The sequence below is a fragment of the Paralcaligenes ginsengisoli genome (genome assembly GCF_054781135.1).
Window position 1 is genome coordinate 97,249 of record NZ_BAAGUZ010000033.1, and the last position, 23,329, is coordinate 120,577.

General features: G+C 58.7%; 22 protein-coding genes. 5 read left to right on the top strand and 17 right to left on the bottom strand.

Going from position 1 to position 23,329, the window contains the following annotated elements; genetic code table 11:
• Positions 1 to 3 precede the first annotated feature (3 nt).
• The 7 genes from ACYVIS_RS16685 to ACYVIS_RS16715 form a co-directional block, all read right to left on the bottom strand.
• Complete coding sequence (locus ACYVIS_RS16685; RefSeq protein ID WP_460874494.1) at positions 4 to 1,587, bottom strand: DUF1800 domain-containing protein; 1,584 nt, start codon at positions 1,585 to 1,587, stop codon at positions 4 to 6.
• A gap of 151 nt (positions 1,588 to 1,738) precedes the next feature.
• Positions 1,739 to 3,355: an acyl-CoA synthetase gene (locus tag ACYVIS_RS16690; protein ID WP_460874495.1), complete on the bottom strand. Its 1,617-nt coding sequence runs from the start codon at positions 3,353 to 3,355 to the stop codon at positions 1,739 to 1,741.
• Between the two features lie 82 nt (positions 3,356 to 3,437).
• Positions 3,438 to 4,511, bottom strand: coding sequence for a sulfate/molybdate ABC transporter ATP-binding protein (locus ACYVIS_RS16695; RefSeq protein ID WP_460874496.1), 1,074 nt, complete (start codon positions 4,509 to 4,511; stop codon positions 3,438 to 3,440).
• Positions 4,508 to 5,404: a sulfate ABC transporter permease subunit CysW gene (cysW, locus tag ACYVIS_RS16700; protein ID WP_460874497.1), complete on the bottom strand. Its 897-nt coding sequence runs from the start codon at positions 5,402 to 5,404 to the stop codon at positions 4,508 to 4,510. The genes ACYVIS_RS16695 and cysW overlap by 4 nt, the downstream gene beginning before the upstream one ends.
• The gene (cysT, locus tag ACYVIS_RS16705) at positions 5,401 to 6,312 is read right to left on the bottom strand and encodes a sulfate ABC transporter permease subunit CysT (protein WP_460874498.1); all 912 of its coding nucleotides are present in this window, start codon (positions 6,310 to 6,312) and stop codon (positions 5,401 to 5,403) included. Before cysT ends, cysW begins: the two co-directional genes overlap by 4 nt.
• 37 nt (positions 6,313 to 6,349) lie before the next feature.
• Entirely contained in the window at positions 6,350 to 7,441 is a 1,092-nt protein-coding gene (locus ACYVIS_RS16710; RefSeq protein ID WP_460874499.1) for a sulfate ABC transporter substrate-binding protein, read from the bottom strand.
• 99 nt (positions 7,442 to 7,540) lie between these two features.
• Positions 7,541 to 7,714: a YezD family protein gene (locus tag ACYVIS_RS16715; protein ID WP_232743588.1), complete on the bottom strand. Its 174-nt coding sequence runs from the start codon at positions 7,712 to 7,714 to the stop codon at positions 7,541 to 7,543.
• Between ACYVIS_RS16715 and ACYVIS_RS16720 the strand changes: the two genes are divergently transcribed.
• The 4 genes from ACYVIS_RS16720 to ACYVIS_RS16735 all read left to right on the top strand — a co-directional run bounded on the left by ACYVIS_RS16720 (position 7,713) and on the right by ACYVIS_RS16735 (position 10,103).
• Positions 7,713 to 7,898, top strand: coding sequence for a hypothetical protein (locus ACYVIS_RS16720; protein WP_460874501.1), 186 nt, complete (start codon positions 7,713 to 7,715; stop codon positions 7,896 to 7,898). The two genes, ACYVIS_RS16715 and ACYVIS_RS16720, sit on opposite strands and share 2 nt — an antisense overlap.
• 86 nt (positions 7,899 to 7,984) lie before the next feature.
• The gene (copC, locus tag ACYVIS_RS16725) at positions 7,985 to 8,398 is read left to right on the top strand and encodes a copper homeostasis periplasmic binding protein CopC (protein WP_460874502.1); all 414 of its coding nucleotides are present in this window, start codon (positions 7,985 to 7,987) and stop codon (positions 8,396 to 8,398) included.
• A 5-nt stretch (positions 8,399 to 8,403) separates the two neighbouring features.
• Positions 8,404 to 9,285, top strand: coding sequence for a copper homeostasis membrane protein CopD (copD, locus tag ACYVIS_RS16730; protein ID WP_460874503.1), 882 nt, complete (start codon positions 8,404 to 8,406; stop codon positions 9,283 to 9,285).
• Positions 9,286 to 9,335: 50 nt separating this feature from the next.
• The gene (locus ACYVIS_RS16735) at positions 9,336 to 10,103 is read left to right on the top strand and encodes an SDR family oxidoreductase (protein ID WP_460874504.1); all 768 of its coding nucleotides are present in this window, start codon (positions 9,336 to 9,338) and stop codon (positions 10,101 to 10,103) included.
• A gap of 1,022 nt (positions 10,104 to 11,125) precedes the next feature.
• Here the strand turns inward: ACYVIS_RS16735 and ACYVIS_RS16740 are convergent.
• The 7 genes from ACYVIS_RS16740 to ACYVIS_RS16770 form a co-directional block, all read right to left on the bottom strand.
• Entirely contained in the window at positions 11,126 to 13,216 is a 2,091-nt protein-coding gene (locus ACYVIS_RS16740; RefSeq protein WP_460874505.1) for an acetate--CoA ligase family protein, read from the bottom strand.
• 2 nt (positions 13,217 to 13,218) lie between these two features.
• Positions 13,219 to 14,013: an enoyl-CoA hydratase/isomerase family protein gene (locus tag ACYVIS_RS16745; protein WP_460874507.1), complete on the bottom strand. Its 795-nt coding sequence runs from the start codon at positions 14,011 to 14,013 to the stop codon at positions 13,219 to 13,221.
• 28 nt (positions 14,014 to 14,041) lie between these two features.
• A complete protein-coding gene (locus tag ACYVIS_RS16750) occupies positions 14,042 to 15,010 on the bottom strand; it encodes a tripartite tricarboxylate transporter substrate binding protein (protein ID WP_460874509.1) in 969 nt (322 codons plus the stop codon).
• A 17-nt stretch (positions 15,011 to 15,027) separates the two neighbouring features.
• Positions 15,028 to 15,975 carry a D-2-hydroxyacid dehydrogenase family protein gene (locus ACYVIS_RS16755; RefSeq protein ID WP_460874510.1) on the bottom strand — a complete coding sequence of 316 codons (948 nt, stop codon included), beginning with the start codon at positions 15,973 to 15,975 and terminating at the stop codon, positions 15,028 to 15,030.
• Between the two features lie 9 nt (positions 15,976 to 15,984).
• Complete coding sequence (locus ACYVIS_RS16760) at positions 15,985 to 16,980, bottom strand: Bug family tripartite tricarboxylate transporter substrate binding protein (protein ID WP_460874511.1); 996 nt, start codon at positions 16,978 to 16,980, stop codon at positions 15,985 to 15,987.
• A gap of 117 nt (positions 16,981 to 17,097) precedes the next feature.
• Positions 17,098 to 17,262 carry a hypothetical protein gene (locus tag ACYVIS_RS16765; protein ID WP_460874512.1) on the bottom strand — a complete coding sequence of 55 codons (165 nt, stop codon included), beginning with the start codon at positions 17,260 to 17,262 and terminating at the stop codon, positions 17,098 to 17,100.
• A 10-nt stretch (positions 17,263 to 17,272) separates the two neighbouring features.
• Positions 17,273 to 18,259 carry a DMT family transporter gene (locus ACYVIS_RS16770; protein WP_232743579.1) on the bottom strand — a complete coding sequence of 329 codons (987 nt, stop codon included), beginning with the start codon at positions 18,257 to 18,259 and terminating at the stop codon, positions 17,273 to 17,275.
• A gap of 393 nt (positions 18,260 to 18,652) precedes the next feature.
• On the opposite strand from ACYVIS_RS16770, the gene ACYVIS_RS16775 reads away from it, so the two are divergent.
• Entirely contained in the window at positions 18,653 to 19,435 is a 783-nt protein-coding gene (locus ACYVIS_RS16775) for an SDR family NAD(P)-dependent oxidoreductase (RefSeq protein WP_460874513.1), read from the top strand.
• 9 nt (positions 19,436 to 19,444) lie between these two features.
• Here the strand turns inward: ACYVIS_RS16775 and ACYVIS_RS16780 are convergent, their stop codons facing one another.
• The 3 genes from ACYVIS_RS16780 to ACYVIS_RS16790 form a co-directional block, all read right to left on the bottom strand.
• Positions 19,445 to 20,782: an MFS family transporter gene (locus ACYVIS_RS16780; protein WP_232743577.1), complete on the bottom strand. Its 1,338-nt coding sequence runs from the start codon at positions 20,780 to 20,782 to the stop codon at positions 19,445 to 19,447.
• Between the two features lie 323 nt (positions 20,783 to 21,105).
• The gene (locus tag ACYVIS_RS16785) at positions 21,106 to 21,906 is read right to left on the bottom strand and encodes an SDR family oxidoreductase (RefSeq protein WP_460874514.1); all 801 of its coding nucleotides are present in this window, start codon (positions 21,904 to 21,906) and stop codon (positions 21,106 to 21,108) included.
• 272 nt (positions 21,907 to 22,178) lie between these two features.
• Positions 22,179 to 23,321, bottom strand: a complete 1,143-nt coding sequence (locus ACYVIS_RS16790) for a mandelate racemase/muconate lactonizing enzyme family protein (protein WP_460874515.1) — start codon at positions 23,319 to 23,321, stop codon at positions 22,179 to 22,181.
• Positions 23,322 to 23,329: the final 8 nt, after the last annotated feature.

Genomic DNA, 23,329 nt, shown 5'->3' on the forward strand with positions numbered 1-23,329 from the left:
TTCCTAATATTCCATGAAAGCCGGCGAGGAAATGATCAGCGCGGCTTTTTGTGCTGCCTGGGGCGCTTTGTTCAGCAGGGGCGGCAGGTTCGGGGACTCATAGATCGGCTTCAATGCCTGCAGCCTGGCATTGTCCAGGTAGCTGTGAGCGGAATTTTCCGATATGGATTCGAGATAAGCGGCACTGGCTGGATCAAGGGCGATATTGCTTTCCCGCGAGGCCAGCCCGGAATCGGCTGGAGTGAACAATTTGTTTCGAGGCGACGCCAGTTGGCCGGCATAGCCTAGTCGCTTGGCCAACTGGTCGGCGTTGGCCCAGTCGCCGCGGGTCATGCCATAGCCTTCCGGCGTCAGGTGCTCGTACGGGGCTTCGGCCAAGCCCTTGATCCAGCGCTGAATGGGCGCCGTATTCCGCACGACGCGATCGCCGTACAGCAGGCGGATCGATGAATAAATATATTGAACAGGGTCCTTGAACTTGGGCTTTACATTGGCATCGAACAGCTTCGACTCGAACAGTGTGCGCAGGACCGAGGCAATTTCCCCGTCGGTCTTCATATAGGTTTGCGCCATTTGATCCACGACGGCTTTGGGTGGATCGTCCGACAGAAAATAGGTGGCCAGTTTTCTGGATATGAAGCGCGCGGTGGCGGGTTGGTGTGCGAGTATTGCGGCGGCGCGTTCTATTTCGTCGAAGCCGGGCGAACCTTTGAATTGCTTGCCTAGAAAAATCCTGTCGCCCGCATCGTGCCTGGCCGGATCAAAGATAAAAGCGCCGTGCTCCAGGTAGTACGCCGAGAGGCGCCGCACCTGCTTGAGCGGCTTGTCCTTCACGTAGAATCGTGCGCCGCTCAGGATTGCGGCCAGTTCCTGCACGTCGTTTTGGGTATAGCCGCCATCGACTCCCATGGTGTGCAGTTCCATGATTTCACGGCCGTAATTCTCGTTGGGCTTGCCCTTGATATTGCGCGCATTGTCCAGGTATTCGAGCATGGCGGGGTGCGTCAGCGTGGCCATCAGCAGATCCTGGAACCTTCCCAGCACATGTGGGCGTATGGCCCACTCTTCGTAATCGGGTACGAAGATCGGCGTAATCCCCTTGTGGCCATAGATATTGAAATGGTTGTACCAGAACCAGACCAGTTTTTCCTGCAGTTGATTGCTGCAGTACAAGGCACGCAAGGTCCGGCGTTCGAAGGCCTGCGCCAGACTTTGCCGATCGTATTCCCGGCGCACTGCCATCCTGGCCTGCTGCGAACCCTGTTCCCGCGCTTCTTTAAGCGCCGCTTGTCGCGCACGCCAGACCGCGGCGGGGTTGTCATGCTCGATATCCAACTTCTCGATACGGTTGCGGATTTCGGCGGGCAGGCATTGATCGCCCACATAATGCAATTGGCTTTCCAGCCATTTATGCCGGCCTTCCCGGGAAAATGTTTGCAGTGTTTCGGCCGTAGGGCCGAACGTGACGCGCTGTATCAGGCGTAGATCCGCGGCGCTGATCGGTGTTGCAGCGCCAGCCGTGAACACACCGCATGCGGCAAGCAGGCCGGCGGCGCTCAGTATGGTTTTCAGCGGACTTGCCCACATGGGAAACACTCCGTGGCTTGGCCTGCCAATAGTGCGCTTCTTTGCCGGGGCTGTCTGTTTCAAAGGCTTGCTGCGGAGAAATTTTTATTTCAATGCGTTTCGCAACTGCGCGGATTGGGCACAAGGGCCGCCCCTGCGCTTTGCGCCGTCTCTACATCTTGCGCAGTTCCTTGCGGATGATTTTGCCGGTTGCCGTCATAGGCAGGGATTCGACGAAGCTGATCTTGCGTGGATACTCGTGAGCGGCAGCCTTCCGCTTGACATGATTCTGGATATCCCGGACCAGGGCCTCGCTGGCGCTATAGCCCTCGTTCAGGATAATAAAGGCCTTGACCACTTCAGTGCGCTCATCGTCGGGCACACCCACGACTGCCGCCATTTTCACGGCGGGATGGCCCAACAGGCAGTCTTCGATGGGGCCCGGGCCGATGCGGTAGCCGGCACTGGTGATGACGTCGTCATTGCGGCCCAGGAACCGGATGAAATCCTGGTCGTCGCGTATTCCTATATCGCCGGTTACCAGGTACTCGCCGGCAAATTTTTCCCGCGTGGCCTGGGGGTTCTGCCAGTAGTGCAGCATCATGACCGGATCGGGCGCCAGCACGCCGATATTGCCTTCCTTGCCGTTTGGAACGGCTTGGCCGGCATCGTCCACGATATCGATGACATGGCCGGGAACAGCCTTGCCCATGGTGCCGATCAAAGGCGGAAAAAGCGTTGAGCACGAGGAGACAATCATATTGCATTCGGTCTGTCCATAAAATTCATTAATGGTCAGGCCCAGGTTTTTCTTGCCCCATTCGATCAGTTCCAAGCCCAGCGATTCGCCGCCGCTGGCTACCGATACCAGTTTCAGCGGCCAGCGCGCGCGGGGGTTCTCGACTGTTCTAAGCATTTTCAAGGCGGTGGGCGGCAGGAATGTGTGCGTGACGCCGTGGTGCGACATCAAGTCGTAGGCGGCGGGAGCGTCGAATTTCGCGAAACGGCGGGCGAGCACCGGAACGCCGTGATGCCAGGCGGGCAGCAGGACATCGAGCAGTCCGCCTATCCAGGCCCAGTCGGCGGGGGTCCACATGAGCTCGGCATGCGAAGGGAAAAAATTATGCGATATTTCCACGCCGGGCAAATGCCCCAGCAGTACGCGATGGGCATGCAGCGCTCCCTTGGGCTTGCCTGTGGTGCCCGAGGTATAAATAATGACGGCCGGATCGTCGGCCAGGGTATCGACGGGGGTGAAGTCCGGCGACTGTTGTTCAAGCTCGTGCCAGAACGATAAACAATCGGCTTGTGACTTTGCCGCGTCGATATTGAACAGGGTTGCCAGATCGGGCAGGGCGCTGCGGATTTCAGCCAGTTTCTGCCGGCCTTCCTCGTGGGTGACGAGCGCCTTGGCGCCCGAATTGCTTAAGCGGAATTGCAGGGCCTCGGTGCCGAACAGGGTAAACAGCGGGACGGCGATCGCCCCGATCTTGTAGATGGCCAGATGCGCGACGGCGGTTTCCAGCGCCTGCGGCAGGAATATGCCAACGCGATCGCCTTTTTTCACTCCGTGGCGGATCAAGGCATGGGCAAACTGATTGGACAGTTTTTTCAGTTCGTCAAAGCTGTAGCGCGTTTGTTCTGTGGGGGATTTTTCGCTGATCAGGGCCAGGCGGCCCGATCCGTCGGCCCATTTGTCGCAGGCATCGACCCCGATGTTGTAGTGTTCGGGAATATTCCATGCAAAGGCCTGGCAGGTGGCCTGGTAGTTTTGCTGAGCTTTGAGCATTTTGTCTCCTTGGGTCTGTTTATTTTAGTAGCAGGAGTGCCCGACGTGGGCGGGCAGCCACAGGAGCCGCCCGCGATTCCATTCAATGTGTCGCCTCGGATGGAAATGCCTGGCCTTGCAACAGGCGAAGAAACAGCTTGCCGCCGTCCTGGAGCTTGAGTTCGTTGTAGTCGCGGCGCGGGATTTCTATTTGGATAGGGTCGGCGTTCGCGCCTTGCGCCATGCTCAATTCCAGTCGGACCACACTGCCCAAGGGAAGAATATGTTCGATTTGTACCGGCGGCAACCCTGCGTCCGCTTGCCGCGTAAGCTCCGCTTCATGGGGCCGCACAAAGGCCGAAATGCGGGCGGTGTCCGGATTGACCGGCCCGGTCAGGGGCAACTGCCAGTGCCCGAGATCGATGCGGCCGTCGCGGATGCGACCCTGGAACACATTGACGTTGCCGATGAAGCGCGAAACGAAAGGCGTAGCCGGCTGATCGTAGACGGCGGCGGGCGAACCGACCTGTTCGACACGGCCCTTGTTCATGACGACGATTTGGCTGGCCACTTCCATGGCCTCTTCCTGATCGTGAGTGACAAAGATGCTGGTGACCTTAAGATTCTGGTGCAGATTGCGCAGCCAGCGCCGCAGGTCCTTGCGTACGCTCGCGTCGAGCGCGCCGAACGGTTCGTCAAGCAGCAATACCTTGGGTTCCACGGCCAGGGCGCGAGCCAGGGCAATACGCTGGCGCTGTCCGCCGGATAGTTGGTCGGGATAGCGATCGCCCAGCCAGCCCAGTTGAACCAGATCGAGAAGTTCCACGACCTTGTTGCGTATAACGGTTTCGGGCGGTCGCTGGCGCCTGGGTTTGGCACGCAGGCCAAAAGCGATATTGTCGAATACCGTCATGTGCCGAAAGAGCGCGTAGTGCTGGAATACAAAACCGATGCCGCGGTTCTTGACATGCTGATCGGTCTTGTCCTGGCCGTGGATGGCAACGCTGCCGCTGTCGGCCTGTTCCAGGCCGGCGATGATGCGCAGCAAGGTCGTCTTGCCGCAGCCCGACGGCCCCAGCAGCGCGACCAGTTCACCCTCGGGTATGTCGAGGCTGACATTGTCCAGTGCGGTAAAGCCGCCGAATTGCTTGCGGATGTCCAGAAGTTCAATACTCATGATGCGGCCTGTTCGGAATATAAAATGGGGTCTTGCGGAGTCTTGACGGCGCGCTGCCTGGCTTGCTGCCATTCCAGTATCGACTTGGCCAGCAGGGTAACGATGGCCAGCAAGGCCAGCAGGGAAGCCACGGCAAAGGCGCCCACGAAGTCGTACTCGTTATAAAGCTGCTCCACCTGCAAGGGCAGCGTATTGGTTTCGCCGCGTATATGTCCCGATACCACCGATACCGCTCCGAACTCACCCATGGCGCGGGCGTTGCACAGAAGCACTCCGTACAGCAGCCCCCATTTGATGTTGGGCAAGGTGACTTTGATAAATGTGGTCCAGCCGCCGGCGCCCAGGCTTAGCGCGGCTTCCTCTTCTTCCTGGCCCTGCTCCTGCATGAGCGGGATCAATTCACGCGCCACAAATGGGAAGGTCACGAAGACCGTGGCCAGCACAATGCCCGGTACGGCAAACAGGACATGGATATTGTGGGCATCCAGCCAGGGGCCGAGCCAGCCTTGCGCGCCGAAGATCAGTACGTAGATCAATCCCGAGATCACGGGCGATATGGAGAAGGGCAGATCGATCAGTGTCATCAGCACACTGCGGCCGCGGAAGCGGAAGCGGGCGATGGCCCATGCCGCGGAGATGCCAAACAGTGTATTCAAGGGTACGGTAATGGCGGCGACCAGCAGCGTCAGGCGGATCGCGGACAGGGCGTCGGCTTGTGTCAGCGCGGTCGCATACGCATTCAGCCCTTGATGGAAAGCTTCCGTCAGCACCGCAATCAGGGGCAGCACCAGGAACAGCGCCAGTATGCCGAGGGCGGCGGCGGTCAGGACGCCGCGTATCCAGCGCGGCTCCCTTGCATTCAAGGCAGCGGGGCTAAGGGCGATAGCGGTCATTTCTTGGCGTCCTTGCCGGCATGGCGCCGAGTCCACAGTTGCAGCAGGTTGATGATCAACAGCAGCGTGAATGAAATCAGCAGCATGCCCAATGCTATTGCCGTGGCGCTGCTGTAGTCGAATTGCTGGAGCTGGGTCACGATGAGCAGGGGGACGATTTCCGACCGCATGGGCATATTGCCGGCGATGAAAATAACCGAGCCGTATTCACCTATGCCGCGGGCAAACGCCAGCGCAAAACCCGTAAGCAGCGCGGGCAGGATATTGGGAAAGATCACCTTGGCAAATGTGTGGCCATAGTGTGCGCCCAGGCTGGCCGCGGCTTCTTCCATGGCTGGATCGAGTTCCTGAAGGACAGGCTGTATCGTGCGCACGACAAAGGGCAGGCCGATGAAGATCATGGCCACGACAATACCCAAGGGGGTGAATGCAACCTTGATGCCCGCCAGGGCCAGCCCTTGCCCCAGCCACCCTTGGGGGGCATAGAGCGTGGTCAGGACAATGCCGGCTACCGCGGTGGGCAGGGCAAAGGGCAGGTCGACCAGCGCGTCGAACAGCCTTTTCCCGGGAAATGCATAACGGGCCAGGACCCAGGCCACTATCAGTCCCAGTACAGCGGTGATGATGGCCGCCGCGAGTGAGCACGCGAGGCTTACTCGAAATGCGGCGACCACGCGAGGCGAGGTGAGCAGCGCCCAGATTTGGTGGGGGCTCAACTGCAGGGTCTTGAGTACCAGGGCCGACAGGGGAATCAGCACGATCAGGCACAGGTAGGCCAGCGTATATCCCAATGTCGGACGCAGACCGGGCAAGATTGACGAAGAACGAAGCCGCCTTTTTTTCAGGCGAGTGGAGCTGCCAGGCGGCAGACGCACGCCTGGCAGGGTAGTCGATGAGATAGTTGCCATTAGTCTCTCTGGATGGAGTTGACCGCTTGTGGAAATTCTATTTCAGATAGATCTGGTCGAATACGCCGCCATCGCTGAAGTGCGTTTTCTGTACTTGCTGCCATGTGCCGAATACGTCCTGGAGCTTGAATAGAGCCACTTTGGGCAGCAGGGCCAGATCTTTGGCGTCGGCAAATTCGGGATGCTGGGGACGGTAATAATTGGCAGCCGCGAGTTTCTGTCCTGCGGGGGAATACAGGTAATCCAGATACGCCTTGGCGACTTTGCCAGCGCCATGCTTGTCGGCGTTGCCGTCGACCACAGCCACCGGCGGCTCGGCCAGGATGCTGATCGAGGGTATGACAATATCGAAATCGCCCTTCAGTTTGTACTTCGACAGCAGCGCTTCATTTTCCCAGGCCAGCAGCACATCGCCGATGCCGCGTTTGACGAACGTATTGGTCGCTCCGCGGGCGCCCGAGTCCAGCACGGGGGTGTTTTTATAAATCTTTGCGACGAACTCCTTGGCCTTTTCCTGGGCGGCGGCTATTTTGTCTTTGGCGGCAGGGTCCTTGAGCACGGTCAGGTCGCCAAGCTGCTGCTTCAGTTCATAGCCCCAGGCAGCCAGGTAATTCCAGCGCGCGCCTCCCGATGTCTTGGGGTTGGGCGTGATGATCTGCACATCTTTGCGTATCAGGTCATTCCAGTCGCGGATATGCTTGGGATTGCCTTTGCGCACCAGGAACACGATGGTCGAGGTGTAGGGCGCGCTGTTGTCGGGCAGGCGGCTTTGCCAGTTGGACGGAATCTTGCCGGTTTTATCGGCGATGGCCTCGATGTCATACGCCAGCGCCAGAGTGACGACATCGGCCCCCAATCCATCGATGACAGCGCGCGCCTGCGATCCCGAGCCGCCATTGGACGTTTTGATCGTCACTGTCTCGCCGGTGGTTTTCTTCCAGTGCTCGGCAAAGATGGGGTTGTAGGCAGCGTACAGTTCCCGGGTCGGGTCATAGGATACGTTCAGCAGGGTAGTGTCTGCGTGAGCGTTGCCCAGGCCCAGCAGGCCCAGGCTCAGGCCGAGCAGCAGGCGTTTGGCTTGAGCGCGGTTTGCGGCGAGGGATCGGAAATGACGGAATTGCAAAAACATGGAACCTCCAGAATGAAAATGGGATTTTCAGCTTCCGGTGGTCCAGTCAGCAGATAAACGGATTGTTGGTTTGGGGAAAGCGTATGCGGCGGTTTGGAATCAGGCGCGGGCCTTGCCATCGGCAAGCCGCAGTTTTTCCTTTTTCTCCACTTGCACCAGCTTGCCTTGATGGAACGTCAATTCCACCGTGCCATAGTGCAGCGGCCCGACAAGCTGCTGGATCTGTTCCAACAGCTTGTCGAACTGCGCTGGGTCGAAAGTGTCGTGGGTCATGAGCGTGTTCTTCAATACGGTGTTGCCGGATGGCGACTGCCTTGGGGCAAGCCATATTGAAGATTCTAAGTCCCGCGAGATAGAACTTATAGGAATATTTAGCGATTTCAATATGCAGTATGGATCTATTGCCTATCCAGATCTTTTCGCACCAGATGAATCAACGCCGGCATGGCGGTTGTGAAACGAGAGCTTTGCGATACTATGTGCCGGCCATGTTCGCGCCGAGGCTGGAGGTTCAGCGGTGCGACAGTTGCAGGGATTATAGTAATGGTTCTCATTAATGTTCAGGAAATTGCCGCCATGTCGATCGAACATCCCTTGTGCAAACTCGTTGCTTATGCCACGCCGCTGGCATTGGCCCTGATATCGCAACCGGCCTTTGCCCATGCTCATCTTAAATCGGAAGTCCCCGCCGCCAAGTCAGTCGTCAGCGCTGCGCCCAGTGTGATTAAACTGAAGTTCTCCGAAGGCGTCGAACCGAAATTCAGCGGTGTTTCCATTAGCGGGCCGAAAAATGTGCCGGTGAAACTGAGCCAGCCCACAGTGGACCCGCAGGACAACTCCCGTTTGCTTATCTCCGTTCAAGGCCCAATGCCCGCGGGGCAATATCGGGTGAACTGGCATGCCGTGTCGGTCGATGGGCACAAGACCAAGGGCGACTACAGCTTCAGCCTCAAGTAGCCTTCATGAGTCTCGACGGAGTCTATATAGTCACGCGCTGGATACATTTTTCCGCGCTTTACCTGATGTTTGGCATAAGCATCTACGTAGAGTGCCTGACGCCAGGCGCGTTCAGGCCCGCGTCCAGATCCCGTACCCGGCTCATGCTGCATGGATGCACCATTGTCGCGTGTGTTTGCGCCGGGGTGTTGCTGTGTTTGCAGGCGGGGCAGATGGGCAATGGCTGGCCGGATGCCTTTGATCCCTCTACCTGGCTGGCGGTGCTGGGTACTTCGTTCGGTCGAGTGTGGCGCTGGCAACTGGGGCTTTCCGGCCTGGCGCTTTTGTGCGTGCTGACGGGGCTTGGCCGGCAGCGGCATGGGATATTGCCCGTTCTTTCGACCTTGATGTTGCTATGCATGGCCTTTGTCGGACATGCGGCGAGCCACAAGGGTTATGTGAACGCGATCGCGGGCGTCAATCAGGCCGTGCATCTTTTCTCGGGCGCGTACTGGCTGGGGTGCCTGATCCCCTTGCTCTGGACCATGGCCTATTTGAAAACAGCGCATCGCCAGGACGTCATCCGCACTCACATTCGCTTTTCAAGCATCGGTCATTTTGCCGTTATTGCCGTTGTTGTCAGCGGCCTGGTCAATATAGGGCTGGTGTTGGGCGCATGGCCTTTGCAATGGTCGTCGATCTACCAGCGCCTGCTGCTTGTAAAAATAATGCTGGTCGGCCTGATGACGTTGTTGGCGCTGGTCAACCGCTATGTGCTGGTGCCAAGGATGAACAGCGATTCGACTAATGCCGTAAACATGTTCGCCCGTCTTGTTGGCGTGGAAATTGCATTGGGCTTAGGAGTGCTGGGCCTGGTGAGCTGGTTCGCGACGCTGGAACCGGTGTAGCAGGCCGGGAAATTGTTGTAATGGGAAGATAATTGAGTGAGGCTCGAAAAATGCCAGGTTTATTTGATTTGACCGGTTCCACCGCACTGATTACGGGCTCATCCAGGGGGCTTGGCTTCGCCTTTGCCGAGGCTTTGGCGGCTCATGGCGCCACCATTGTTCTGAACGGCACGAGTGCCGAAAGGCTGGACAGCGCGGTCAAGTCTTTACATGCGAAGGGCTATGCGGCGGAAAAAGCGCTGTTCGATGTCAGCGATCAAACAGCGGTTGTCGAGGCCTTCAAGACGCTGGATGCCAAAGGGCTGATCATCGACATTCTGATCAACAATGCCGGGATTCAGCTCCGGAAGCCTCTGGTGGATCTCGAGTTAAGCGAATGGCAACGCGTGATCGACACGAATCTGACCAGCGCTTTCCTGGTGGGAAAAGAAGCCGCTAAAAGGATGATTGCCAGGAAACAAGGTGGAAAAATAATAAACATTGGGTCTTTGATGAGCGAATGTGCACGGGCGACAGTCGCTCCGTACACCACGGCAAAAGGCGGAATCAAGATGCTGACTCGCGCAATGACTGCCGAATGGGCGCAATACAATATCCAGATCAATGCCATTGGCCCTGGCTATATGGCAACGGACATGAATGCCGCGTTGATCAGCAACCCGCAATTCGATAGCTGGGTAAAGGGCCGAACTCCTTCCGGCCGGTGGGGCCTGCCCGACGAACTGGCCGGTACGGCGGTTTATCTGGCATCCAGGGCATCCAATTATGTCAATGGCCAGATCATCTATGTGGATGGCGGGATGCTGGCTGTTCTTTAAAAAGGTTTCAAGATATAAGCCTGAAAATCAAGAATTTGTCCGTGTTCGGCGTTTTCATGGCTTTGCAATCGGGCTACTTCAAAAAACTGCTGGCTACGGTGCATATTCAGAAATAGAAGTTCGGTTTTAATAAAGCCTGGCTGCGTTGAGGCGTTTTTGGTTCGAGTTGTTTGCAGCATTCGACGTTTTGGCAGCTTTGGTATTTAAAGACGCCGTCTATCGGGGCTTGGGGTCAGGCCCGGCACGGCGTGCTTCATCCGGATTTAGCACGTCAAGGCGGGCGTCGGGCGAACTCGCGTCGCCCCGCAGAGCGGGGCGACGCTCAGACAGCGCCCGCCGACTACCCCCGCCTTGCCGAGCTAAATCCGGCGCACGCCTTACGCCGGTCCTGACCCCAAGCCCCGATAGACGGCTCGCGTAATGGCATGCCTGGAATCAACGTGCTTGCACCGATAGTTAACGGGCCTGCACCCATAGAACCGTTAACGTGCCTGCACTCATGCCTCCATCACGTCGCCACATCTACCTCGATTGACGACTGGATGTACTAAAAGCACCCACCGCCTCAATGTCGCCTGTGATTGGCTCAACGCGGCTTCCCCAACGTATCCCTCGCTGCATTGCCTCAACGCAAGCCGCAGGGTGGGCGGTGCTGTGTAGTCCGGCGGTAGTCCAGCGCCGGGTGCTGACGAAGGGAAGGCGGGGGCTTTCGGCGGGCCCTGTCTGAGCAGTGCCTCGCATGCGAGGCACTGCGAGTTGGCCCGACGCCCGCCTGGACGAGGCAGACCCGGGCAGTCGGGGTGCGTAGCACCACGACCGCTGGACGTGCCGGACTACACAGCACCGCCCACCCTGCGGCGTCTTTATAGAATTAACCGCCGCCTACACAGCAACGCTCAGTCCAAAACCATCGCTCCAACCAGTACAGGCAGCTCAAAACAAAAGTCACGGAAACTCGTCCACCCCCGTAAACATCTGAACCAAAACACCTGAACCAAAAATGCGTTAGCCAGGCTTTATTTTTAAGTGCCCTTCGCAAGAACCACAACCCCGTCCGCCGCCAGCACTCCCTCGCCTTGGTCTTTCACAAAAATCGGATTGATCTCGGCCTCCAGCAAGCGCGGCCCCAGGCAATGAACCATTTCCGAGAAACCGACAATGGCCGAAACCAGGGCTTCGGTATCCCGCAGCGGTTTTCCTCGGTAGCCGTTCAGCAGCGGCCATGACTTCAGCGTTCGTATCATGGAATCCGCCTCCACCCTGGTAAGGGCCCGGTCTGGGGGTTGCATTACAAGCACCGTGTCGTTGAACAGCTCGGCAGCTGTGCCTCCCGTGCCCAGCAGTATGGCGCAGCCCAGGGGATCGCGGGCCAGCCCCAGAATCAGCTCCTCGCCGTTTCCAGCCATTTCCTGCACCAGAAACGATTGCGGTGTATCGCCTGTCTTGTCGCGCACCGTGTCTTGCATCTTGAGCAGGCCTTCAGCGATAGTGTCCGCCCGAAGATTGAGCATCACACCGCCTACATCGCTTTTATGCGTGAGTTGATCGGAAAGCATCTTCAGGGCAACCGGCCCGGCGAAAATTTTTGCGGCGTGTTCGGCCTCCTGTGGATTGGCGACAGTGATTTCACGGGTAACGGGAATGCCGAATCGTGCAAACAGTTGCTTGGATTGTGTTTCATTCAAAGGGCCGGACGGAATGTTTTCCTGCTGGCGGGTAGCGGAGGGCGTCGGTTCATATTCAGGCGCCGTCTGGCTGGCGGCCAGCATGGCCTTGAAGACCGATGCGCATGTTTCGGGCGCCGTAAATGCCGGGATGCCTAGCCGGTTCAATTGGGCTGCGATATGCGGCGCATGGGGGCTGATATAAGTGAACACCGGTTTGCCGTTCAGGCTCAGGCAGTCCTCGATCGCGCTTGAAACCAAGGTAGGCATGGCCAGGGCCGAAGATCCCACGATCGCTACGATGGCATCGTACGAGTCGCTGAGCATGAGGGTGCTGATGGCGCCGCGCAGCAGCTTCGGATCCAGCCCGGCCAGCGTCACGTCGATAGGGTTGCGGTCCAGTGCCGCTTGCTGGCCGTTCTGGATGCTTCTCAGTTTTTCCGCCGTGGCCTCGTCGGGCACCGGAGTGTCGAAACCGGCCAGGCCCAGGCTATCGGCGACAAGCGTGCCCGCTCCACCGGTGGATGTCAGTATGGCAATCCGGTTGCCCTTGAGCGGGCGCCCAATCGATAAGCCCAGCGGTACGCTCAGCAGATCGGCGAATTCCTGGACGCGTATGACGCCGGCTTCTTTGAATAGCGCGTCGTACATCCTGTCGGAGCCTGCCATGGCGCCGGTATGCGAGACGGCGGAGCGCGCTCCGGATTCGGATCTTCCTACCTTGAAGACGACGATGGGTTTTCCGGCACTGCGGGCCCTTTTTGCTATTTTGCGGAATTTATTCGGATTGCGCAGGCTTTCCATGTACAGGGCGATAACCGTTGTGGCTTCGTCGTCGATCAGGGCATCGGTGAAGTCGGCCAGATCAAGATCGGCTTCATTGCTGGTGGAGACCAGTTTCGAAAACCCTATGCCCTGCGTCGCGGCGCGCGACAGCAGCGAGCCCAGGATGCCGCCGCTCTGGGACACGAGTGCAATATTTCCCTTGGGCAAAGAGTCGACCTCCAGCGCGCCGCTGGCGGATAGTGGAATGTTATCGGTCAGATTGACCAGCCCGATGGTATTGGGTCCGAGCAGTCGCATGGAGCCGGCCGCTTTTTTCAGCTCTTCCTGCCGTCTCGCGCCTTCTTCGCCAAGCTCGGCATAGCCGCTGGCCAGTACGATAGCCGTTGCGGTGCCGATGGCGGCCAGGGCGCGTACGGCGGGTATGGCTTTTTCGGCGCTCAGCATGACGATAGCCACATCGGGCGCTTCGGGAAGCGAGGCGATATCCGGGTAGCAAGGCAAGCCCGCAATCTCGCGCGCGCTTGGATTCACAGGGTAAATCTGGCCCTTGAAATCATGTTTCTTCAGATAGGCCAGGGGTTTTCCGGATGTTTTCGTCACGTCCGACGAGGCACCTATCACCGCAATGCTGCGCGGCTTCCATAAACGATTGATGGCTTCCATGGCTAGCGGCCCCGCTGGGTTTTGTTCAGAAAAGCAGCGATTGACTGCTGATGTTCGCCGGTGGTGTAGCAGATGGCCTGGGCCTGGCTACCCTGAGCGAAAATCGTTTCGGCGTCGAGTTCGAAGCTCTTGTTCAATATTGATTTGCCCAGCGCGATGGCGGCGGAGGAGCCACCGGTGAATTCGCGCGCCAGGTTCCTGGCCTCGGCCAGCAGGGTTCCCGCCGGCGCCAGCAGGTCGGCGACGCCGATTCGTTCGGCTTCTTGTGCGGTAATGGTCTTGCCCGAAAAAATAAGCTGTTTAGCTTTACTCAGGCCGACCCGCCGAGGAAGGAAATACATGCCGCCGCCATCGGGTATCAAACCTCTGAGCACATAGCTCCAGGCAAAAGTGGCCTCGTCGCTGGCCACGATAAAGTCGCAGCTCAGGGCCAGGTCCGCTCCCAGTCCGGTGGCTGCCCCATTGACGGCCGCAATGACCGGCTTGGGGAATGCATGGAGGAATGCAATGGCCTGATGGGTTTTCTGCTGCCGGCTCCAGCCATTGAACGCGATTTCTCCCGCGGGCGCCCCGGCTCGTTCCTGCATGGCGGAGATATCGCCCCCAGCGCAAAACGCCTGGCCGCTCCCTGTAATGATCAAGGCTTTGACGGACGTGTCGTAAGCGGCCTGGCGCAGCGCCGCCAACAGGTCTTCCCGCATGCTGTCGTTGAGCGCGTTGCGTTTTTCCGGTCGGGCCAGTGTTATGACCGCGATATCGTTTTCAATGTCCAGCCGGATAGTGTGTGGAGTAGTCATGTAATGGGTTTACGAGGTAGTAAGTGTGTTAGTCGAGAGTAATGTGTGCGTCTTGCACAACTTTGTGCCAGAGCTTTTCTTCTCTTGAAATATATGCCTGCAGGTCCTGAGGCTGTCCAGTATGGGCATTCAGGCCTTCTTGTTCGATCCGTTGCTGAAAGGCTTTCGATTTGATGGCCTGTTGGGTCGCCGCATTCAGTTTCTGTATGACCTCGGGAGGCGTTCCGGCTGGAGCCAGCAGGCCGTACCAGCTTTCCGCTTCGTAGCCTGGCAGGCCTGATTCGGCAATGGTGGGCACCTTGGGGAAGGCGAAAGAACGTTTTTTCGATGTGACGGCTATGGCTCTCAATTGCCCGCTGTTGACGTACTGCGCCACACTGGCCGCGGTGCTGAACACCATATTGATCTGCCCGCTGAGCAGATCTGTAATGGCGGGGCTGCTGCCTTTGTAGGGCACATGCGTCATCTTGATTTTGGCGAGGTTCTCGAACAGGGCTGCCGCCAGATGGGCGGAGGTGCCTGTGCCGTAGGAACCGAAGGTCAGCTTGCCAGGATTGGCCTTGGCATAGTCGATGATGTCCTTGACGTTCTTGTAAGGGCTGTGGCTGTTGACCACCAGTACATTGGGCGAGGTGCCGATCAGGGCTACGGGGGTGAAGTCCTTGTCGGTCGAGTAGGGGATGTTTTTATACAGACTGGGGTTCACCGCATGGGCGAACGTGGCCATGACCAGGGTGTAGCCATCGGGTTTGCTTTTTGCAACGAACCCGGTCCCTATGATGGTGCCGGCGCCGGGTTTGTTCAGGACCAAAACGGTTTGGTGCAATGACTTGGACATGCCATCGGCGATGGTGCGGGATATCTGGTCGGTACCTCCACCTGGCGAGAAGGGCACCACGATGTCGATCGGCCGGTCGGGAAATGCCGCGTTCGCGGGGCTGACGGACAAGGCGGCCAGGCACAGGGCGCTGGCCAGGAACAGGGTTTTGCAATGCATTGAAGTCTCCTTGGTTTTCAAACCAGATTGGTGGCGTTGCCAGCGGCAAAATTATTGATATTGTCGAAAGCGGTGCCGAAGTAGTTCTCGTAGTTGTCACGTTCAACATAGCCCAGATGCGGCGTGCACAAGGCATTGGGCAACTGGACCAAGGGGTGGCCGGGGCCGGCCAAGGGTTCGTCGTCATAGACATCGACGGCGGCAAACCCGGGTGTGCCGATTTTCAGCGCCGCTTCGAGCGCTCCGGTTTCAATCAGCTCGGCGCGGCTGGTGTTGGCCACCAGCGCGGAGGGTTTCATCTTTTTCAGGTCCGACAGCGTGACGATGCCACGGGTTTGTTCCGAAAGCCTTATGTGCAGGCTGAGCACATCGCTTTCGGCAAAAAATGCATCGCGCGACCCGGCGACATCGATGCCGTCTCTCCGGGCTCTCGCCGTCGATTCCGGACCACCCCAGACCCATACATTCATCCCGAATGCCTTGCCATACTGGGCAATCTGTTTGCCGATTCGGCCATAGCTCCATATGCCGAGCCGCTGTCCGCCCAACTGTTGCCCCAGGCTCGCCTGCCACAGCCCCTGCTTGACCTGATTGGCTTCCGCCACCAGATTGCGGCGGCTGGCAAGTATCAGCGCCCAGGTGAGTTCGGCTGTCGCCGACCCTGAACCGGAGCCCTGCGCGACGGCAATGCCCAGTCGGCGGCAGGCGTCGAGGTCGATGTGCTGGGCAACCTTCCCGATCTGGCTGATCAGTTTCAAGCTGGGCAGGCGTTCCAGGAGCCTGGCCGGCAGCGCTGTGCGTTCGCGTGTCAGCACGATTGCTTCGGCATCCTGAAAACGTTCGGCCAGGACGTCGATATCTTTGTTCGAGTCGTTGAATATCGTCACCCGGTGCTGTGCGAGTTTGGCAAAGCAGTCGAGCGTGCGTACGCAGTCCTGGTAGTCGTCGGGAATAACTATGTGCATGACGGGCGCCTATTCGATTTTCAGATTCAGCTTTTTAACGATGCCTTTCCATGCGACCAGGTCTTCCTTGATGAGCTGGTTGAACTCGGCGGGCGTATTTCCGCCTGGTTCGATTCCCAGGGAATGGAAAGTTTTTACGACGTTGGGGTCTTGCAAGGATTTTTTCGTACTGCGATAGATTTTCTGGATGATGGATTGCGGAGTTCCCGCACGCGCCAGAAGGCCATACCAGGCGTGGATGTCGAAACCCGGATAGCCCTGTTCCGCGATCGTGGGCACGTCCGGCAAGACAGACACGCGTTTGGCGGGCGCGATGGCCAGCGCCCTGAGTTTCTTCGATTGCAGCAAGGGTATGGCCGTGGTCGTATCCAGGAACATGATCTGGATCTGCCCCGCCAGCATGTCCTGCACGGCAGGCCCCGAGCCGCGGTAGGGGACGTGTGTCACTGTTATGCCGGCGCGGTCCTTGAACATTTCCATCGCCAGATTGCCGGAAGAACCGTTGCCCGACGAACCGTATGAATAGGCCTCGGGCTTGGCCTTTGCCATGGCGACGAATTCCTTGAGAGTCTTGGCGGGGAAATCGGCCTTGACTACCAGTATGTGCGCGATGTAACCCACCACAGTGACGCCGGTGAAATCATGCTCCATATCGAAGGGGAAGTCGGATCGCAGCGCTGGGTTGGTGACCGCCTGGATGGAAGGGAAGGCCAGCGTATAGCCATCGGCCGCGGCGTTGCGGACTTCGCCCAGCGCGATTGCGCCGCCGCCGCCCGGCTTGTTGTAGACGATCACGGCTTGCTTCAGATCTTCGCTCAGCGGCTTGCCTATGGTTCTGGCCATGAGGTCGGTCGGCCCCCCGGGCGAGAACGGCACGATTATTTTTACAGGCCGGTCGGGAAAATTATCAGATGCTGCCTTTGCCATGCCTGGCAAAAGCGGAGCGGTCATCACGGCCGCGGCTCCAAGCAGGAGCTGGCGTCGCTGGAAATCGGTTTGCTTCATTGTGCTGTCTCTCCATGTAGAGTCGATCAGTGTACGCAGCCTGGTGAGCACAGGCACTAGGCTATTTCCATCAAGTGGAAATATATAATCTGTAATCCATCGGCCTATTCCGCAGGTTTATCGCAAGGCATATGACTGGAAAATCGACATCGAATCGCTCTCTGACGAGCCTTTTGACAAGGCCATCGCCAGCTTGAACGAGCCGCTATTGTCGCTGGCGTCGGAGATTGGCCGGCTGGCCGAATCGCAAAGAATGGCGCAGGATTGAGGCAGGGCGGGCATTGCGGTTCGCTTATTGCTGCCGGCGCGCCGATCGCCATTCGACCATGCCGATGGTGATGCCGCTGGCGCAAATGATGGCGATGCCAAGCCAGCTCAGCGCGTCGGGAAACTGGCCCCAGATCAGCCAGCCCAAAGCGCTGGCACTGGCAATCTGGAAATAGAGGAACGGCGCCAGCATTGAAGCCGGTGCCTGCCGATAGGCCTGGATCTGCAGCAAATGCCCGAGGCAACCCCAGGCTCCGGTCGAGATCAGTATTGCCCATTGCAAGGGGCCAAGCGATGCGAGCATGGGCATCGCCGACGGCAGGATGAAGGGCAGGGCGATGGTCAGGCAGACACTGCCTACGGCGCCGCTCCAGATCAGTGTGGTGAATGGATCGTCGTTTGCCAGGCGGCGCGTCACGATATATTGCGCCGCAAAGACGCATGCCGTGATCAGCCCGAATACCGTTCCGACGGGGTCCAGGCCGGCGCCGGGCCGGATAACGATCAGGACTCCGGCAAAGCCGACCCCCGCCGCGACCCAGCGGGACAGGCGCGCGGGCTCGTGCAGAATCCACGGGGCAAGCGCAAGAATAATGAGCGGCGCCAGGAAATTGATGGCGGTGGCTTCCGCCTGCGGCAGGTGCCGCAAGGTCATGAAAGAAGACAAGGTCGCCGCCAGCATGATTGCGCCGCGCAGGGCCTGGTCGCGCATGCGCTTGCTGCGCAGCGCCCGCGCGCCCCGCGAGGGCAGCACGAGTGCCAGCACCAGAGCCAGGTGGACGACATACCGCACCCAGCACAGTACAAGCAGCGGCACTCCTGCGCCCATCACCCATTTTCCGCTGGCATCGAGGCCCGACAGAGCCCAGGTGGACAGTATCAACACCAGGATTCCGGCGATGGGGCGGGAGCCCGGGAATTGCGCCAAGGGCCGCGCGGCCGCGCGTGCGCCATGGGCCGTGTCGGAAGAAGCAGTCGGCGCAGCAAACAGGCCGGAATCCGCTCGAGACATCAGTAACCCCCCCGGACAGCCTGGGTGAGGACCTGGCTGGATGAATTATTTGAAATAAGGCTGGTAATCATACGCTGGATGGCTCGGGCTTATCTTAGATGTAAATTGGCAGCTGGCAAACCTGGAAAGAGGCTTTCTTCCAGGCGGGAAGATCCTGTATATTCAATTTTTATACCCCGTTACTTTCCCTGTTCCCGGAACCAGTTGCAGGACCTGACTCATCGGATCCGGTCGAGAATCGTCTGAAAGGGCGCTGACACGACGCCTTGATGGAGCGAGCCGGGTTTCAGACCGGTCCTATGTTCCATATTCGGTGTTGTGACGGTAATGGCAGCCGGCATGGCCTGGCGGCGATATTGCCCGACGTCGAGGAATAGGCCGATTGCTCGATCAATGCATCACGCAAGGAGTCACAGTATGAGCAGCAAAATTGCAGTTGTAACCGGCGGCAGCCGCGGCCTGGGCAAGAATACCGCCCTGAAACTGGCTGCCCAGGGCGTCGACGTCATTCTTACCTATCACAGCAATCTGGCCGAAGCGCAAGCCCTTGTCGCGGAAATCACGCAGGCCGGGCGGCGTGCGGCGGCGCTGCAACTGGATGTCGGCCTCAGTGCCACCTTTGACGCCTTTGCCGCGCAGGTCCGGCATGAGCTAAGCCGGCAGTGGCAGCGCGAGAATTTCGACTTTCTGGTGAATAACGCCGGAATCGGCATTCATGCGGCGTTTGCCGATACGACGGAAGAGCAGTTCGATCAACTGATGAATATTCAGTTGAAGGGGCCGTACTTCCTGACGCAAAAGCTATTGCCGCTGATGGCCGACCATGGCCGGATTGTGAATGTGTCGTCGGGGCTGACGCGGTTTAGCCTGCCGGGATACTCCGCTTACGCCGCCATGAAGGGCGGCATCGAGGTGCTTACCCGCTACATGGCCAAGGAACTGGGCTCGCGCGGCATCGCTGTCAATGTTGTCGCGCCGGGCGCGATCGCCACTGATTTTGGCGGCGGAGCGGTGCGGGACAATGCGGAGCTCAACCGCTTCGTCGCGTCCAACACAGCGCTGGGTCGTGCCGGCCAGGCGGACGATATTGGCGGCGCCATTGCCGCCTTGTTCCTCGACAGCAACCGCTGGGTCAACGCCCAGCGTATCGAGATTTCGGGCGGAATGTTTCTGTAATGCGCCGGCTCAGTGATCGTGGTGCAGGTACGCGGCCTGTCGCGGCAAGCGCAGGCTGACCAGGAAGGCCAGCACCATCATTGCCGTCACGTACCAATAGAAGCTGGTCTCATGCCCCAGGGCCTTGAGGCCAAGCGCTACATATTCGGCGGAGCCGCCAAAAATGGCATTGGCGACCGCGTAGGCGAATCCGACCCCCAATGCGCGCACCTCGGGCGGAAACATTTCAGCTTTCACAATCCCGCTGATGGACGTGTAGAAGCTGACGACCGCCAGTGCGAGTACGATCAGCACGAAAGCCATGACCGGATTCGTGACGCTGTGCAGCGCCAGCATGATGGGCACGGTGCACAGGGCGCCGAGCCCGCCAAACAGCAGCATATTGTTGCGGCGTCCGATACGATCGGACAGCATGCCGAACAGAGGCTGCAGGCACATATACACAAAAAGGCAGGCGGTCATCACGTAGCTGGCGGTCTTGATGGACATGCCGGCTGAGTTGACCAGGTACTTTTGCATATAGGTGGTGAAGGTATAGAAAATCAGCGAGCCGCCGGCGGTGAAGCCCAGGACGGTAAAGAAGGCAGCTTTGTGGTGCCGAAATAGACCGCCCAGGGTGCCCGCTTCCTTGTTGCCGCGTGTATCGGCCGTGGATGTTTCGTGCAGGCCGCGCCGCAGCAGCAGGGCGACAACGGCCGTAACGGCGCCGACCACAAATGGAATGCGCCAGCCCCAGTCTTTCAATTCCTGCTCGCTGAGCAATTGCTGCAGAATGACGATGACCAGTACCGCCAGCAGTTGTCCCCCGATCAAGGTCACATATTGGAACGATGAGAAAAAGCCGCGCTGGCCCCGCAACGCCACCTCGCTCATATAGGTGGCCGTGGTGCCGTATTCGCCGCCGACCGAAAGTCCCTGGAACAGGCGCGCCACCAGCAGCAGGGCGGGGGCCCATGCGCCTATGCTTGCATAGGTGGGCAGGCAGGCGATGACGAGCGAGCCCGCGCACATCATCGTGACCGAAATCACCATCGAATTCTTGCGTCCGGCCCTGTCCGCGATCCGGCCGAACAGCCAGCCACCGATTGGGCGCATCAGAAATCCTGCCGCAAAGACACCGGCCGTGTTGAGCAGTTGGACGGTGGGGTTCGCCTGCGGGAAGAACGAGTGGGCGAAATAAATGGCGCAGAATGCATACACATAAAAGTCGAACCACTCGACCAGATTGCCCGACGAGGCGGCAACGATGGCAAAGATGCGCTTGCGCTTTTCTTCGGCGGTGTAGTGCGGAATGGGCGACGCCGCCACGATCGCGGCGGCGGAATTTGCGGGGTTATTGGCGGTCATACGTAAATGTTTGAATGTTTAAGGTGTCAAGGCAGCCGACGGGCCCGACGACATCTGCTGGACAGACCTGGCCTGCTTACTTGCGTTCGCAAGAGGGGCTCAGGACTGTCTGTGAAGTAGGGCAATGGAGTTTTTCCCTTTCGTTCATGCCAGATGACAACAAATGGCGTTCCGGGTACCTGGGCTGAATAAGGAAAGATGCCTGCCGCGGGAGGGGCGAACTGCGGCAAAAGTATACTTTTTTTTATTATTGGAAGTCTAATTGCGGGTCGGGGATCCGCTGGCGAGGCGAAAACCCGGGTATGGCGGTCCGGCCGCGGGAGTCAATAAGTTCCTGGATAGGCGCCGCCGTCCACGAGAATATTCTGGCCTGTCAAATATTCCGCGTGCACGCTGCAAAGGAATGCGCAAATTTCGCCGAACTCGGCCGCGGTACCGAAGCGATGCGCCGGAATGCTTTTTTTACGCGCCTCGCGCACGGTGGCCAGACCTTGCCCCAACTTCCCCGCGACAGCTTCCATCCCGCTTTTGAGACGATCCGTATCGAAGGAACCGGGCAAAAGGTTGTTGAGCGTCACGCCTTTGGCGGCGATCGCGCTGCGCGCCACGCCGGAGACAAAGCCTGTGAGTCCGCTGCGTGCTCCGTTGGATAACCCCAGAATATCGATCGGCGCCTTTACCGAACTTGAGGTGATATTGACGATGCGCCCAAAGCCGCGGGCCGCCATGCCATCGATCGTCGCCTTGATCAATTCGATGGGGGTGAGCATATTGGCATCGAGCGCCTTTATCCAGGCATCGCGGTCCCAGTCGCGGAAGTCGCCAGGAGGCGGCCCGCCGGCATTGGTGACGACAATATCGAATTCTTTCTGAACGTTGAAGACCAGAGCCCGGCCCTGGGCCGTCGTGATGTCCGCCGCGATGTGCCTGACAGAGGGCGGCGTCGGGCCGACGGTATCGGCGGCTGCTTGCAATGCCTGGGCTGTGGCCTCTAGCGCCTCGGCGCCGCGTGCGACAATCACTACATTGACGCCTTCGCGTACCAGCGCCTGCGCGCAGCCTCGACCCAGTCCCTTGCTGGCTCCGCATACCAGGGCAGTTCTGCCCGCAATCCCGAGATCCATTTGATTTCCTCTTTGCCTATGTTGATCGATGCAGTTACGCATACCGTATCGTAATCGGTGCCGGCCTTATCATCCTCGTTTTTTTCATGGGCTATCCAATAGCCTGGGCGGTGCGATTCGATTTCGGCGGGCATTGAGAGGGACATAGGAAGGCAGGGAATTACCTATTCTGAAGAACCGCCTGGCCGGCACCGAGCTTTCCTGCACGTGCGGGGAGTCGCCAGCGAGACTTGGACGTCTGCCCGCATCGACTCGTGGCGGCATTCTACATTCTATACATAGCATGGGCCTTCAATCAGCGGGTGTTTTTTGATGAACTCCAGGTCCACTTCCAGCCCTATTCCTTGTCCTTCCAGCGGGCTGACACAGCCATTTTCATCGAGCTCATAGGGCAGTGCGGAGCACAGTTTGTCCCGGAACGGATTGAGAGTGGTTACATCGGCTTCGAAATAGCCGCTGTTATCCAGCGCGCATAGATAATGGATGGAGTTGGCCATATTGACAGCGGTGGCCGAGGTATGCGGATTGACGGAGATTTTCTTGGCGCTGGCCATGGCTGCTATGCGCATGGCTTCGGTCAGGCCGCCCGTCTTGGATAAATCCGGTTGCGCGTATCCCACTGTTCTGGAATTGAGCAAGGCTTCGAATTCATATCTTGTGTAGTGGTTTTCACCGGCGGCCAGCGGAATGGTCGCGAAGCGGCTGGCCATTTCATAGCAATAATAGTCCTGGGCTGGAAACGGCTCCTCCAGCCAGCCGACATTCAGCTCGCGATAGGCCGGCATGGTCTGGCGGACGGCTTCCAGGCTGTAGGCGGTATTGGCATCGACCAGTATGTCGATCGAATCACCCACGGCCTTGCGGACGGAAGCGACACGCTCGATATCCCTTTGGGGGGTATCCCCGACCCTCAGCTTGAGCGCTTTGTAGCCTTTATCCAGATGCCCCAGGGCTTCGGCCGCCAAGCTGACGGGATCTTGCCAGCCCAGCGAAATACCCCCGGCGTATGCCTTGATAGGCCTGGACGAGCCGCCCAGTAGCCGGTACAGGGGCTGGCCGGTAGCTTGACAGCGTATGTCCCACAAGGCCAGATCCAGGCCGCTCAAGGCCAGTGCTGCTGCGGCGCCCATACCATGGCTGGCTATTTGCATTCTGTAGATCTTGCTGCCCACCGAGACGACGTCCATCGGATCGAGCCCCACCGCCAGCTCCTTGATGGTAGTTTCCAGTAATTTGGCAATGGCTCCGGGGCAGCGGCCATGATGGGATTCGCCCCAGCCTACCAGGCCCTGGTCGGTTTCAACCCGGACAAGGACTGCGTCTCTTTTGACGCTACGGCCTATTCCCAGGGTGACGGAATGTTCGGGAGGGACCGGGAACGAGATAGGTACTGCAAGGATGTTTTGGATTTTCATGATAGGGC

Excerpts from the sequence above, each read along its gene's own strand:
- ACYVIS_RS16685 (WP_460874494.1), bottom strand. The coding sequence starts at position 1,587 with ATGTGGGCAAGTCCGCTGAAAACCATACTGAGCGCCGCCGGCCTGCTT.
- ACYVIS_RS16690 (WP_460874495.1), bottom strand. The coding sequence starts at position 3,355 with ATGCTCAAAGCTCAGCAAAACTACCAGGCCACCTGCCAGGCCTTTGCA.
- ACYVIS_RS16695 (WP_460874496.1), bottom strand. The coding sequence starts at position 4,511 with ATGAGTATTGAACTTCTGGACATCCGCAAGCAATTCGGCGGCTTTACC.
- cysW (WP_460874497.1), bottom strand. The coding sequence starts at position 5,404 with ATGACCGCTATCGCCCTTAGCCCCGCTGCCTTGAATGCAAGGGAGCCG.
- cysT (WP_460874498.1), bottom strand. The coding sequence starts at position 6,312 with ATGGCAACTATCTCATCGACTACCCTGCCAGGCGTGCGTCTGCCGCCT.
- ACYVIS_RS16710 (WP_460874499.1), bottom strand. The coding sequence starts at position 7,441 with ATGTTTTTGCAATTCCGTCATTTCCGATCCCTCGCCGCAAACCGCGCT.
- ACYVIS_RS16720 (WP_460874501.1), top strand. The coding sequence starts at position 7,713 with ATGAGCGTGTTCTTCAATACGGTGTTGCCGGATGGCGACTGCCTTGGG.
- ACYVIS_RS16715 (WP_232743588.1), bottom strand. The coding sequence starts at position 7,714 with ATGACCCACGACACTTTCGACCCAGCGCAGTTCGACAAGCTGTTGGAA.
- copC (WP_460874502.1), top strand. The coding sequence starts at position 7,985 with ATGGTTCTCATTAATGTTCAGGAAATTGCCGCCATGTCGATCGAACAT.
- copD (WP_460874503.1), top strand. The coding sequence starts at position 8,404 with ATGAGTCTCGACGGAGTCTATATAGTCACGCGCTGGATACATTTTTCC.
- ACYVIS_RS16735 (WP_460874504.1), top strand. The coding sequence starts at position 9,336 with ATGCCAGGTTTATTTGATTTGACCGGTTCCACCGCACTGATTACGGGC.
- ACYVIS_RS16740 (WP_460874505.1), bottom strand. The coding sequence starts at position 13,216 with ATGGAAGCCATCAATCGTTTATGGAAGCCGCGCAGCATTGCGGTGATA.
- ACYVIS_RS16745 (WP_460874507.1), bottom strand. The coding sequence starts at position 14,013 with ATGACTACTCCACACACTATCCGGCTGGACATTGAAAACGATATCGCG.
- ACYVIS_RS16750 (WP_460874509.1), bottom strand. The coding sequence starts at position 15,010 with ATGCATTGCAAAACCCTGTTCCTGGCCAGCGCCCTGTGCCTGGCCGCC.
- ACYVIS_RS16755 (WP_460874510.1), bottom strand. The coding sequence starts at position 15,975 with ATGCACATAGTTATTCCCGACGACTACCAGGACTGCGTACGCACGCTC.
- ACYVIS_RS16760 (WP_460874511.1), bottom strand. The coding sequence starts at position 16,980 with ATGAAGCAAACCGATTTCCAGCGACGCCAGCTCCTGCTTGGAGCCGCG.
- ACYVIS_RS16765 (WP_460874512.1), bottom strand. The coding sequence starts at position 17,262 with ATGCCCGCCCTGCCTCAATCCTGCGCCATTCTTTGCGATTCGGCCAGC.
- ACYVIS_RS16770 (WP_232743579.1), bottom strand. The coding sequence starts at position 18,259 with ATGTCTCGAGCGGATTCCGGCCTGTTTGCTGCGCCGACTGCTTCTTCC.
- ACYVIS_RS16775 (WP_460874513.1), top strand. The coding sequence starts at position 18,653 with ATGCATCACGCAAGGAGTCACAGTATGAGCAGCAAAATTGCAGTTGTA.
- ACYVIS_RS16780 (WP_232743577.1), bottom strand. The coding sequence starts at position 20,782 with ATGACCGCCAATAACCCCGCAAATTCCGCCGCCGCGATCGTGGCGGCG.
- ACYVIS_RS16785 (WP_460874514.1), bottom strand. The coding sequence starts at position 21,906 with ATGGATCTCGGGATTGCGGGCAGAACTGCCCTGGTATGCGGAGCCAGC.
- ACYVIS_RS16790 (WP_460874515.1), bottom strand. The coding sequence starts at position 23,321 with ATGAAAATCCAAAACATCCTTGCAGTACCTATCTCGTTCCCGGTCCCT.